10 protein-coding genes are annotated in these 13,230 nt (G+C 63.0%); 8 read left to right on the top strand and 2 right to left on the bottom strand.

What is annotated here, in order from left to right; genetic code table 11:
* Positions 1-291 precede the first annotated feature (291 nt).
* The 7 genes from ABRP28_RS16020 to pyk all read left to right on the top strand — a co-directional run bounded on the left by ABRP28_RS16020 (position 292) and on the right by pyk (position 9,468).
* Entirely contained in the window at positions 292-1,824 is a 1,533-nt protein-coding gene (locus ABRP28_RS16020; RefSeq protein ID WP_350004238.1) for a DASS family sodium-coupled anion symporter, read from the top strand.
* Positions 1,825-2,189: 365 nt separating this feature from the next.
* Positions 2,190-2,450 (top strand): hypothetical protein, encoded by a 261-nt coding sequence (locus ABRP28_RS16015; protein WP_350004237.1) that lies wholly within the window; start codon positions 2,190-2,192, stop codon positions 2,448-2,450.
* A 497-nt stretch (positions 2,451-2,947) separates the two neighbouring features.
* Positions 2,948-3,871, top strand: coding sequence for a LysR family transcriptional regulator (locus ABRP28_RS16010; protein WP_350004236.1), 924 nt, complete (start codon positions 2,948-2,950; stop codon positions 3,869-3,871).
* A gap of 126 nt (positions 3,872-3,997) precedes the next feature.
* Entirely contained in the window at positions 3,998-5,095 is a 1,098-nt protein-coding gene (locus ABRP28_RS16005) for a tartrate dehydrogenase (RefSeq protein ID WP_350004235.1), read from the top strand.
* A 145-nt stretch (positions 5,096-5,240) separates the two neighbouring features.
* Positions 5,241-6,713 (top strand): C4-dicarboxylate transporter DctA, encoded by a 1,473-nt coding sequence (gene dctA / locus ABRP28_RS16000; RefSeq protein ID WP_350004234.1) that lies wholly within the window; start codon positions 5,241-5,243, stop codon positions 6,711-6,713.
* 1 nt (position 6,714) lies between these two features.
* Positions 6,715-7,875 carry a glycerate kinase gene (locus ABRP28_RS15995; RefSeq protein ID WP_350004233.1) on the top strand — a complete coding sequence of 387 codons (1,161 nt, stop codon included), beginning with the start codon at positions 6,715-6,717 and terminating at the stop codon, positions 7,873-7,875.
* A 102-nt stretch (positions 7,876-7,977) separates the two neighbouring features.
* A complete protein-coding gene (gene pyk, locus ABRP28_RS15990) occupies positions 7,978-9,468 on the top strand; it encodes a pyruvate kinase (protein ID WP_350004232.1) in 1,491 nt (496 codons plus the stop codon).
* 380 nt (positions 9,469-9,848) lie between these two features.
* On the opposite strand, the gene ABRP28_RS15985 is transcribed toward pyk, so the two are convergent.
* Positions 9,849-10,613, bottom strand: coding sequence for an alpha/beta hydrolase-fold protein (locus tag ABRP28_RS15985; protein WP_350004231.1), 765 nt, complete (start codon positions 10,611-10,613; stop codon positions 9,849-9,851).
* Positions 10,614-11,120: 507 nt separating this feature from the next.
* Positions 11,121-11,999 carry a helix-turn-helix transcriptional regulator gene (locus ABRP28_RS15980; RefSeq protein ID WP_350004230.1) on the bottom strand — a complete coding sequence of 293 codons (879 nt, stop codon included), beginning with the start codon at positions 11,997-11,999 and terminating at the stop codon, positions 11,121-11,123.
* Between the two features lie 168 nt (positions 12,000-12,167).
* On the opposite strand from ABRP28_RS15980, the gene ABRP28_RS15975 reads away from it, so the two are divergent.
* A complete protein-coding gene (locus tag ABRP28_RS15975; RefSeq protein ID WP_350004229.1) occupies positions 12,168-13,049 on the top strand; it encodes an aldo/keto reductase in 882 nt (293 codons plus the stop codon).
* Positions 13,050-13,230: the final 181 nt, after the last annotated feature.

Here is a 13,230-nt window from a genome sequence, read left to right as displayed (position 1 = left end):
TGACCGCCTCGTGCGGTGGGGGCGCTGGCTCGCCGGCTTCTGGAGGCGAACGGCGCCCTTGAGGGCAAAGTGGCTGAAGCCTCTTTGTGGGGGCTGAGATTGGTTTTTCCTATTAGGTCAGTAGGGATTTCGTCTTGGACGTGATTCGGGTCACGGATGCACAGTAGGTCCAACCCCTATGACGAAAGGACGACGATGTCCAGCAATTTGACTGAGTCTTCAGCGGCCACCTCACCACCGCCGCGGACTGATGTTCGGGCCGCCTTACTGGGCGGCAAGACGTTCAGGAGTTTGAGCGAGCAGAAGCTGACTCCGCGGGAGGAGAAGTTCGAGCGGGCCCGGCAGACACTGGGATTCTTTCTGGCGCCGGCGGTATCGATTATTTTCGCGCTTCTCCCGACCGGGATGGATCACACGCAGCAGCTGCTCGCAGCTGTTCTGCTGGGTGTCATTATTCTGTGGATTTGCGAACCGGTACCCATCCCGGTGGGTGGGCTCATCGGTGTTGCTGCTGTCGTCCTGCTCGGCGTGGCACCAGCCAATGAGGTGCTGCGCCCCTTTGGCTCGACAACCATCTTCACCTTCATCGGCGCCTTCATACTCGCGGCGGCCATGCTGAAACACGGCATAGCCCAGCGGTTGGCATTCGCCGTTTTGTCCATTCCCGGTGTCGCCAAGTCCACCTACCGCGTCATCATCGCCTTCGGCGTAATCACCTGCGTCCTCTCCGCGTTCGTTTCAAACACAGCCACCGTGGCCATGCTGATGCCCACCGCCCTGGGCATCCTGGCCGTGATCGCAAAACTGATGCAGGACCGCGGCGTCGTCAAGGCAGACTTCGACCCGCTGCGTCTCCGTGTGGGCGCAGCCCTGATGCTGATGCTCGCCTACGGGGCCAGTGTTGGTGGCCTCCTGACCCCTGTAGGAGCGCCCCCGAACCTGATCGGCCGCGGCCTCATCGAGGAAGCAACCGGTACTAAGATTTCCTTCGTTCAATGGACAGCCACAGTGGCTCCGGTCTGCGTAGCAATGTTCGTCGTGCTGGCGCTCATCATGTTCCTTTTGAACAAGCCGGAAATCCGCCGCATCGAAGGCGTGGACAAATTCATCCGCGAGCAGAAGGCCGAGCAGGGAAAGATGTCCCGGGCCGAAATCAACACGCTGATCGCTTTCGGCCTGACCGTCACGCTGTGGCTCCTTCCGGCAATCGCAAGCCTCATCACCGGTCCGGATTCCGATCTCTATGCGTTCCTTGACGACCGGCTGGACGAAGGCATCGTTGCTGTGATCGGCGCATCCCTGCTCTTTATCCTTCCTACCAACTGGAAGGAACGCCGCGCGACCATGACTTGGTCCGACGCTGCGAAGATCGACTGGGGAACGATCATCCTTTTCGGTACGGGCATCATCTTCGGCGCCCTCCTTTCGGCCACCGGCCTCGCCCAAACGATCGGGAACGCTGCCGCTCAGAACCTTGGCGTCACCAATATCGTGGCGATCACCGCATTCGCGGCAATCCTGGCGATCCTCATCTCGGAGACAACCAGCAACACCGCGTCCGCGGCCGTCGTTGTCCCCATCGTCATACCGTTGTGTGTCGCCATGGGAGTGGACCCCCTCGTTCCCGCGTTGGCAGCAACGTTCGCCGCATCCTTCGGGTTCATGCTGCCGGTCTCAACGCCGCAGAACGCCATCGTCTACGGCTCCGGCGCCGTTCCCATCACCCGCATGGTCCGCACCGGATTCACCTTCGATATCCTCGGCGCAATCCTCATCATCAGCATCGTCCCGATCATGGTCGGTATCACGGGCATCGGCAGATAATCAAAACCCAACCGGTCAGATCCACAGTCACCTCAACGGCAGGCTGTGGATCTGGCCGGTTTCTCCCGCAGGTTGTCCTGGAAACCGGGGCGCTTAGCATGACTGTTAACGCCCGGTCGGCCGATAGGCGGGCGACGCCGCGCAAGAGGACAGGGACCCGCAACGAGTTTCAGCTTGCTCCAGGAGAGGCCCCTCCAGTGGGAACCCTTGAAGCGATAGTTCTCCCGGCGCGGGCACGCGGAACCGCAACACGCACCCGAAACTCGGGGCCCGCGCCGGGTTTTATCTTCCTTCCCGCCAGGAAAACGGCACATCAAACACTCTCGCCGGTCACTTGAGCATTGACCTTGAAACGGAGGGCACGCATGTACATCTCGAATCCCCGCACTCACCACCCCATGCTCTCCAGCCGCATGCGTAAGGAAATAGGCAACTGGCGCGAGCTGACCCCCGGTGACACCGTCGTGCTCCTGACATCAGATAAGCGAAACCCGCGCATCATGGGACGTGTGGACGACATCTCCGATGACGGGCGGTACTTGTGGTTGTTGCAGGACAGCGGCGCCGGGCGTCGCCTGTTGGACCGGGCCGAGGGATACACCACATTTTTGGACTCAAAACTTTAAAAGCGACTCTGCCGCTGTTGATCTCGTGCCGGGGAGCCCCGGCCCTGGTAAAGGCTGAACCCCGCACCGCCCCAAGTCTCTCTGAGCGGACACTTGGGCCGGCCGCGCAGACTTGGCAGCACCAGCAGACGGCGGGTCACGCCGGCCATTTCTTCCGGACAGGGACCAGCTGGCAGCCGCCACCGAACTCGCTGCCGTAGCAGACGTAGAGCACCAGATTCTTCTCGTTTCAGATCGTGGCGCGGCCGTTCGCGTACGCGGATCCCGGCCGCCTGATGGCGCCCAGCGGGCGAGCCGACCCAACCTTCCGGCGGCTGCGGCCCCTGAAGTGGTCGCTATATCGTCCATGAGAGCCAATGCTTGCCAATGCGTCCAAGACATAGAAGCAATCCGGCTGATAGGCGTAGGCTATTTAGGCCCTGCCCGTCGTCCCGGAGAGGGCTTCTCAAGGGCGTTGCTGCAAAACCCAAAGGTTCGAAAACGCGTTAAGGAGCTGCGTGGATACGCGAAAGCTGAAGTACTTTCTGGCCGTGGTAGATCACGACGGGTTCAACCGGGCTGCCGAGCATTTGCTGATCGCCCAGCCCTCCCTCTCGCAGACCATCGCGAGTCTGGAGAAGGACCTGGGCGTCCCACTGTTCCACCGCATCGGCCGCCGCGCCGTCCTCAGCGAAGCAGGCAAAGAACTCGTCGGCCCGGCCAGACTGGTCATGCGTGATCTTGATGCGGCGGCCTCGGCAGTCCAGGCCCTGCGCGGGATCCGAAGCGGGCGGTTGGACATCATTTCGATGCCCTCCCCCGGCATTGAGCCGCTGACATCCATGATCGCCGGCTTCACCCGGCTGCACCCTTCGGTCCGGCTGAATGTCAGTGCCGCCTTCACACCGGAAGAAGTTATCGACTCCGTCCGGTCAGGCAGCACGGAGATCGGCCTCGCCGGCTCCCCCACACCCATAAGGGTGCCAGGAGTCCAGGTCCTTGAGCTGGAACGCCAGCCCCTGATTCTCATCGTCAATCCCCAGGCCGACACCTTCAACCCCGGAACGTCCATCCAACGGGAAGACCTGGGCGGCCACCGGCTGATCGCGAGCCAACGCGGCTCCCTGATGCGGTGGCTGGTCGATGACGCGCTGGCCCACGGCGTCGACACTGAAATCGTTGCCGAAGTCGCCCACCGGACCTCGATCCTGCCGCTCGTGCTCGCGGGCGTGGGCCACGCGGTCATGCCTTCATCCTGGGCACCGCTGGCCCAAAGATCAGGACTCAGAACCCTGCTCATCGAACCCGTCTCCCACCTGGACGTTGCGGTCCTCAGCCGGAAAGAGGACCTCACGCCCGCTGCCCGTGCCTTCCTGGCAGTGGCAAAACTCCATGCCTCTCCGGACCCGGAAACCGCGGACCTATCTGCGTCGATAGGCTGAGCCTATATGCCGTATCGAATCTTAGTCTTGGACGCGGTATAGGAGCAGGCCGTCTACTTGAAGAGGAAGAACAGTGTGACCCCGCTAACAGGCTCACTGCTAAATACTCAACGAGGAGGTAGGCACATGAGCGCCACCCAGAAATTCACCATCGCAGCAATCCCCGCAGACGGTGTGGGCAAGGAAGTTGTCTCCGCAGGCCGCCGCGTCCTGGACGCCCTGGCCAAGGACTCCAACGGCAAGTTCGCCTTCGACTGGACCGAGTTCCCCTGGGGCTGCGGCTACTACGCAGAAACCGGCAAGATGATGGCCGACGATGGCCTGGAGACCCTGAAGAACTTCGATGCGATCTACTTCGGCGCCGTCGGCTGGGAGAACGTCCCGGACCACATCAGCCTCTGGGGCCTGCGCCTGAACATCACCCAGAACTTCGACCAGTGGGCCAACATCCGCCCCGTGAAGTTCCTCCCCGGTGTCCAGTCCCCGCTGCGCAAGGCCGACAACACCGAGCTCGACTGGGTCGTGGTCCGCGAAAACAGCGAAGGCGAATACGCCGGCCTGGGCGGACGGAACCTGAGCGGCCGCGGCCCCGGCAACGAGGTAGCCCTGCAGACTGCACTGTTTACCGAAAAGGGCTGTGAGCGCATCATGCGCTTCGCCTTCGACCTTGCCCGCACCCGCACCGTGAAAAAGGTTTCCTCCGTCACCAAGTCCAACGCCCAGCAGTACGGCATGGTCCTCTGGGATGAAGTCTTCAACCGCGTGGCCCTGGACTACCCGGACGTGCAGACCGAAAGCGTCCTCGTGGACGCCATGAGTGCCAAGTTCATCCTCAAGCCCGAGGACCTGTCCGTCGTCGTGGCGTCCAACCTGAACGCCGACATCCTCTCGGACCTGGGCTCGGCGCTTGCCGGCAGCCTGGGCCTGGCCGCCAGCGCGAACCTGAACCCGGAGCGCCGTTTCCCCTCCATGTTTGAACCGGTCCACGGTTCGGCTCCGGACATCGCCGGGCAGGGCATCAGCAACCCGATCGGTGCCATCGCCTCCGCCGCCCTGATGCTGGACCACTTCGGCCTCCACGAGGAAGCACGCAAGGTTGAAGCTGCCATCGAAGCTGCCACCGGTTCCGGCCACCTGACCCGCGACGTCGGCGGGAACGCCAACACCGACGACGTCACCGAGGCCATCATCAAGGCCCTGACCAACACCCTGGCCGCCGTCTAGCCAGAACGCGCGACCGGCCAGGGACGATCCCGGCGGTCAGTACATAGCCCGGAGTGGACGGCGGCAGAACACCGCCGCCGTCCACTCCGTCATGCCCACCTTCATCGAGCACCCTCCAGCTACATTCCACAACGAGGTAGGAATCATGGACCACATCACTACCGCCGGTACAGCTTCGGCGGCCCGCAAAACACCTTTGTACCGCCAACTGTATTTCTGGGTACTGACCGCCATCGTCGTCGGCATCCTCGTCGGCTGGCTCGCGCCCAGTGTCGGCATCGCCATGGAACCCATCGGGACCACCTTCGTTGATGCGATGAAGATGCTCATCGGCCCCATCGTGTTCCTGACCATCGTGGGCGGCATCGCCAGCGTCGCTGACCTCAAGAAGGTCGGCATGACGGGCCTGAAGGCCCTGACCTACTTCCAGGTCGGCACCATCCTGGCCATGATCTTCGGCCTGGTGGCCATCAACATTTTCCGGCTGGGCGATGGCGTCAACGCAGATGCTGGCAGCATCGAGACCTCCGAGTCCGCCGCGAAGCTGATCGACGCCGGGGCGAACCAGGAATGGTGGCAGTTCCTCACCCACATCATCCCGGAAAGCATGGTCTCCCCCTTCGTCGAGGGCAACATCCTGCAGATCATCTTCATCGCCGTCATCTTCGGTATCGCCCTGAACGCCATGGGCAAGGTCGGCGCCCCCGTCCTGGACGGTGTGCAGCGCCTCACCGGCGTGATGTTCAAGATCCTCAGCTTCATCATGAAGGCCGCCCCCATTGGTGCTTTCGGCGCCATGGCCTACGCCGTCGGCAAGTTCGGCGTCTCATCATTGACCAGCATGGGCGGGCTCATCGCCCTGTTCTACATCACCTCCATCCTCTTCGTGGTGATCGTGCTCGGCTCCATCATGCTTTTCCTGAAGCTGAACATCTTCACGATGATCCGGCACCTCAAAGAGGAATACATGCTCATCCTCGGCACCTCCACCGCCGAACCGGCCCTGCCGGGCCTGATGCGCAAGCTCGAGCACGCCGGCGTCAAGAAAGAGACCGTAGGCCTGGTCGTCCCCACCGGCTACAGCTTCAACCTCGACGGCGCAGCCATCTACCTCTCCCTCGCCGCCCTCTACATCGCCCAAGCCACCAACACGGACCTGACCCTGGGCGAACAGCTGGGCCTTCTCGCCGTCATGCTCCTGACCTCAAAGGGCGCCGCGGGTGTCGCCGGCGGCGGCTTCATCGCCCTCACCGCCACCCTCACCACCCTGGGCACCATCCCCGCCGCCGGCATCATGCTCATCTTCGGCATCGACAAATTCATGTCCGAATGCCGCGCCCTGGTCAACTTCACCGGCAACGCCGTCGCCACCCTCTTCATCGCCTGGTGGGACCGCACCCTGGACGCAGACCGCGCCCGCCGGGTCTTCGCCGGCGAAACCGTGGAGCCCATGCCGTCCGAGGACCCGATCCACTTGGACGAGGTCACTGACATTGATGACGACCTGACCGAGTACGGCCACCATGGGCCCAAGGAAACCACCGCCAAGCACGCAGGACCGGGCCCGGATCTCGTAGCGCCAGCTGACCGACGCCCCGCCTACTCGGAAACCGTCTGACATGACCGCAACGACCGCCACCAAAACCGTGCGTACACTTATCGCCCCCGACAAGTTCAAGGGCAGCCTCACGGCCAGCGAGGTAGCGCAGGCTCTGGCAACAGGGCTTCGCTCCGCCGCTGACGTCCCGGGCACGGCCGGAGCGGTTCAGTGCGAACTGCTTCCCCTGGCGGACGGAGGTGACGGCAGCGTCGACGCCGCCGTCACCTCCGGCTTCACCCGCCACAGCTACACCGTTGCCGGCCCCACCGGCCAGCCCGTACAGTCCAGCATCGCTTTCGACGGCACCACCGCCGTCGTCGAGGTGGCCAACACCTGCGGACTCGGACTGCTGCCCGAAGGCAAACTGGAGGCATTGAACTCCTCCAGCCGTGGGTTCGGCGAAGCCGTCCTGTTCGCGCTCAGCCTTAACCCTGCAAGGATCGTCCTGGCACTGGGCGGTAGCGCCAGTACCGACGGCGGAATGGGAATGCTCACCGCCCTTGGCTACAGCTTCCACGACTCCGAAGGGCGCCAGCTCTACGGCAGCGGAGGAGCGTTGGGACAGATCCGGTCCGTTCACCGCACCGCGCTTCCGGAACTTCAGGACACCGAACTTGTCGTCGCGAGCGACGTCCACAACCCCCTCCGCGGCCCCAACGGTGCACCGGCGGTCTTCGCCCCACAAAAGGGGGCCACAGCGGAGGAGGTCGCATTCCTCGATGACAGTCTGGGGCACTTCGTAACCAAAATGGCCGAAGCCGGATTCGCGGACGCGGAATCACTGGCAGCACATGAAGGCGCTGGAAGCGCCGGAGGCATCGGCTACGCCTGCCTGCTGCTCGGCGCCAAACAGGTATCCGGTGCCGACTACTTCCTGGACCTGCTGGACTTCAACACCCGCAAGGACAGCTGCGATGTGGTGATCACCGGCGAAGGCAGCATCGACGAACAAACCCTGGCAGGGAAACTGCCCGCCGCTGTTGCGCGGCGCTCCGGTTCCCGTCCCATCATCGCTGTCGCCGGCCGCTCGCTGCTTCCCAAGGAGCGATGGTCTGAAATGGCCCTCACCCGGGTTTACACCTTGGCGGACTACACCGATATGGACTCCTCCAAAGACCCTCACCTCTCCGCCACGTTGCTCCGACAGATCGGCAGAGAAATCGGAACAAGCCTCCTGTAGCTGAACTCCACAGCGCGGGAAACAGCAGCGCCCGCCCGGGATTAAACACGGGCGGGCGTTTCTGTATCGGAAATCCACACAACAGAATACAAAGGCAGGTATATGAGACGCGCGAAAATTGTGGCTACGTTCGGCCCGGCAGTTGCCAGCTACGATAACACCCTCGCGGTGCTGGAGGCCGGCGTTGATGTCGCCCGCATGAACATGAGCCACGGCGACTACACCGTGCATGACAACACCTACGAGAACGTCCGGAAGGCAGCGGCCGAGCTGACCAAGCCGGTGGCCATCATGGCTGACCTGCAGGGTCCGAAGATCCGCCTGGGCCGGTTCGTTGACGGCCCGCACGCCCTTGCTGTGGGTGACACCTTCACCATCACCACCGAGGACGTTCCCGGCACCAAGGACATCTGCTCCACCACGCTGAAGAGCCTCACCGAGGACGTCAACGTGGGCGACGCCCTGCTGATCGACGACGGCAAGGTGGCGCTCCGTGCCATCGAGGTTGATGACGTCAAGGTTGTCGCTGAGGTGACTGTGGGCGGGATGGTGTCCAACAACAAGGGCATCAACTTGCCCGGTGTTGCTGTCAACGTTCCGGCGCTGAGTGAAAAGGACGAGGATGATCTCCGCTGGGCGATGCGCCGCGGTGTTGACCTGGTGGCCCTGTCCTTCGTGCGCGATGCGTCCGACATTGTCCGCGTGCACGAGATCATGGACGAGGAAGGCCGCCGCGTGCCGGTCATCGCCAAGATCGAAAAGCCGCAGGCCGTGGAGCAGCTTCCCGAGATCATCGATGCGTTCGATGCCATCATGGTGGCCCGTGGCGACCTTGGCGTGGAGCTTCCGCTGGAGGAAGTGCCGATCGTCCAGAAGCGTGCCATCGAACTGGCCCGCCGCTGGGCGAAGCCGGTCATCGTGGCCACCCAGGTCCTGGAATCCATGATCGACAACCCCCGCCCCACCCGCGCCGAGGCCTCAGACTGCGCCAACGCAGTGCTGGACGGTGCGGACGCTGCCATGCTCTCCGGTGAGACCAGCGTGGGCAAGTACCCGATCGAGACCGTCAAGGTGATGGCCCGGATCATCGAATCCACCGAGGTCCACGGGCTCGAGCGCGTTCCTCCGCTGGGCACCAAGCCCAAGACCCGTGGCGGCGCCATCACCCGTGCCGCCGTCGAGATCGCCGACCAGCTGGACGCCAAGTACATCTGTGCTTTCACCCAGTCCGGCGACTCCGCACGCCGTCTTTCGCGCCTGCGCCCCATCAAGCCGGTCTTCGCCTTCACCCCGGTGGAGCAGGTCTGGAACCAGCTGGCGCTGACCTGGGGCATCCAGCCGGTGCTGGTCCAGATGGTGGACCACACTGACGAGATGACCGCACAGGTTGACCGCAGCCTCCTGGAGATGGGCCTCGTGGACGACGGCGAGCTGGTGGTTATTGCCGCCGGTTCGCCTCCCGGAAAGGCCGGCTCTACCAACTCCCTCAAAGTGCACAAGGTGGGCGACCTCGCCGACACCGCCCGTGTTGGCGAAGCCGTCAGCAACAAGGAAAAGCTCGGCCCCTGGCCAGAAAAAAAGAAACAAGCCTGATACGCCCAGAGGCCGACCCATACGCACCGGGCGGTGGTGCGTATGGGTCGTCGACGTGTGGGTCGTCGAACACGGCCTTATGCAGCACACACAAAGCTGACACACGGCTCCTCGTTGGTCCTGGGGAACAACCGAAATTGATCTACATTTGAAGGAAAAGTCCGGTCCGCCCGCCCACAACCGGGGACAGTCCTAAGGGGTTATCCACCGCTGCTGCTGTCAGGGAGCTACCCGCGGCTCCGATCTCTAGCCGTGGACGACCCGGATTGACCCCAGCCGTGGACGGCCCGAAAGTCATGCTTGTGCCTGCAGCCAGGTTTGGAGCGTAGGCTGTCCAAGCTCCTGCAGGTTGACGGAATAACCGTTGTCGGCGATCCGTCTCACGGGTTCCAGAACCAGCGCAGCCCGTTGTAGGTGTACTCCATCGCGGCGACCCCATCGTGGGAGTATCCGTCCTTGACGTGAAAGGCGAAGTTCCCGTCCTGCTCATTACCGGTCTCCGTGAAGTGCGGGGAGCTCCGCATGAGCCCCACTCTGCGGTCGTCGTAGGGATTGGCGAAGTCGTTAGTTCCGGTCATGACCCAGACGAAGTATCCGGCTTCATCGTGGTTCTGAGCCGCGTTGAGGATGGTGTCCATGTCCAGCGAGGTCCCGCAGCTCATGGGCAGGAAGTAGCGGAAGTAGTCCAGACCGTGCTGAAAGGTCCGCCACGTGGCGACGGCGCCCATCGAGAATCCACCGAAACCGCGGTGGTAGCGCGAGGCCATGAGGCCTTCCGGTGTGACGCTCTCGGCGTAGCTCGAGTATCTGCTCTCCACGGCCGGAAGAAGGTCGTTCAAGAGCTCATTATGGTAGTTCTGGTTGAGAGTGAGGGCCAAGCTGAAGTTTCCACTGTCGTCCGGGCTGGTGTTGTTATAGGTGGGGCACACGATGATCAAAGGTTGTACCTCGCCTGAAGCAATCGCGTGGTCAAACACGTTCTTGAGATCAGAGGGATTGCCGGGTGTTCCGAGGGTGGAGGTCTCATTGCCCCATCCACCGTGCATCAGATAAAAGACGTTGTACTGCTTATCCGCGTTGTAGCCGTACGGGAGGTAGACGATCGCGCGCTTGGACAGCTTCTGGGTCTTCTCCTCATATGTCATCGACTCGTAAGTCTCATAATCCAGCTCGACAAGCTGTCCTTGCTGTGGGGCTGGAGAAGTGAATTCCTGCGGGATGACCGCCAGCTCTTGAGGAAGCGGATGCGTGCCCGAAGCAGTCCCGGAGGGGGGCCGACTTGCCGCCGCCGAAGGAGACTGGCTCCTATTGCTGGCCGCGGTCTCCGGAGCTGATCCTCTCGGGGTGCAGGCTGCAAGCACCGCGGTGAGAGCCGCGCCGGCGCTTACGGTGAGGACGCCGCACAGCAGTGCGCGTCGGGTTGATAACGGCTCGTCCGATTGCATAGTGTCCCTGTGCTTTCTGTTCTGCTCAGCGGTGAAGGTTTGCGGCTATGGTGGCCGCGAGGACGTCATCGGTGATGGTTGGCTTGACCCCGGAGAACGAACATGGGGGCAAAGGAGACTGAATTGCAGGAACTGTTCGGTATGGCTAGCTCTCAAACGCCAGGGCTGCGGCCACGCGGGCCAGGGCCAAATCGCTGACGCGTCTTTTTATCGGGTTGAGCCTTTTGATGCGGTGGTGGTGCCAGCTTCTGCGATCCAGCTTTGGAGCATGGCCATGGCGTCTGCCGAGGGCGATCCCGGCTCTGGGAGGTAGGTGGTGAGGTTGAGCCCGGGCGTGGACTGCAGGCCGAGGACGTCATATCCGACAGCAAGTTCGCCGACGATCGGGTGGTTGATCCGTTTGGTGCCGCTGGTGTGGATTCTGACGGTGTGTCCTCCCCACCAGGTACGGAAATCTTCGCTGCGGGTGGCGAGTTCCCCCACCAGAGATGCCAGTGCCCGGTCCGTTGGGTCCTGTCCGGAAAGTAGGCGCAGGGAGGACACTGATTCGCGTGCGCTGGTCTCCCAGTCCGGGTAGAAAGTCTGCGATCGCTCGTCCAGGAACAGGTACCGGGCGTGGTTCAACGGTGGCGGGCCGTCGGGGAAAAGGTGTGGAAACAGGGCGCGGCCGAGGGCGTTGGAGGCGACAGGGGTGCCCAGACGGGTGAGGGCAAGCGCCGGCACGTCACGCATGGTGTCAAGCAATTGGGCGAGGCGTGGCGGAATCCGGGGTTCGGGCTTGGCCCGTGATGCGCGGCGGGGTCCGGTGGCGGCTCGGGCCAGGTCGAACAGGTGAGTCTTCTCCGCTTCGTCCAGTTGGAGTGCGCGTACGAGGGCGAACAAGACGCTTTCGGAGACGCCGCTCAGGTCGCCGCGTTCCATTCTGGTGTAGTAGGCCGTACTCACTCCGGCGAGCTGGGCGACTTCCTCGCGGCGCAGGCCCGGCACGCGGCGTTCCCCGCTGTACCAGGTGAGTCCCGCCGTGTCAGGGGTGATGCGGGCGCGCAGTGCGGTGAGGAACTGCTGTACGTCGTCGCGGGTGCTCATACCTTCAAGGCTAGGTTCGCTTTGGCCTGGAGTGGGAGTCCCTGACAGTTACCCCCAGCAAGGTGGATCACCGCGGACGAAACCAGCCCGTAAGGGCCCGGTGATGCGTCGTGGGGGATAACACCAGTGACTCTCACCCGCCCTGGATTCCTGCCTAACGTGGAAGACATGACAAACAACATCATCACTTTGAACAACGGCGTGGAGCTTCCCGCCATCGGCCTCGGCGTCTTCCAGACCCCGCCTGATGTAACAACCACCGCGGTGGAGGAAGCCCTGCGGACCGGCTACCGGCACATCGATACCGCTGCCGCTTACATGAACGAGCGTGAGGTCGGCGAGGGCATCCGCCTGTCCGGCGTCCCGCGTGAGGAAATCTTCATCGAGACCAAGCTGTGGATCAGCGATTACGGCTATGAGGCCGCCCTGCACGGGTTCGAGAAGAGCGCGAAGAAACTCGGCGTCGAGCAGATCGACCTGCTCCTGCTCCACCAGCCCCTCACCACCCGGTTCGACCTCACGCTGGACGCCTACCGTGCGTTGGAGAAGCTCCTTGCCGACGGCAAGGTCCGTGCGATCGGCGTCAGCAACTTCATGCCCGAATACCTGGAACGGCTGCTGGCCGAAACCTCTGTCGTTCCTGCCGTAAACCAGATCGAGCTGCACCCCTACTACCAGCAGAAGGAAGTCCAAAGCCTGCACGCGCAGCACGGCATCCTGACTCAGGCTTGGTCGCCCATCGGCGGCATCACCTCCTACGGCGGCGCGGAGAAGAGCGCCTTCGAGGACCCCACGCTCCTCGAAATCGGCCGTGAGCACGGAAAGTCAGCAGCCCAGGTCATGCTCCGATGGCACCTGCAGCAGGGACGCTCCGCGATCCCGAAGTCCACCAGGGCCGAGCGCATCGCCGAGAACTTCGATGTCTTCGACTTCGAACTCACCAACGGCCAGCTCGCCGCAATTGACGCACTCGACACCGGAGTACGTGGCGGACCGGATCCGGACAGCATCACGCTCGAAACCTTCGGAATGCCGATCCCCGAGGCCTAAAACGCCCAAGGGCGGCTGGCCCCAATCAGCCACCGCAGTCAGAGGGATGTCCGAAGAAGGAATGCCAAGGGTGGCAGCCTGCAGCTGACCGGCTGCCACCCCATAAGGGGACTGACTGCCGCTTCGGTGCCTGAGAATACTGGATCGGTGAGATGAACGCAGGTGCTGGGAATGCCGTTTC

Source organism: Pseudarthrobacter sp. WHRI 8279 (assembly GCF_040224115.2).
Lineage (GTDB): Bacteria > Actinomycetota > Actinomycetes > Actinomycetales > Micrococcaceae > Arthrobacter.
Note: the sequence above shows the minus strand (reverse complement) of the source record. Positions and strands in the feature narration are given on the sequence as shown.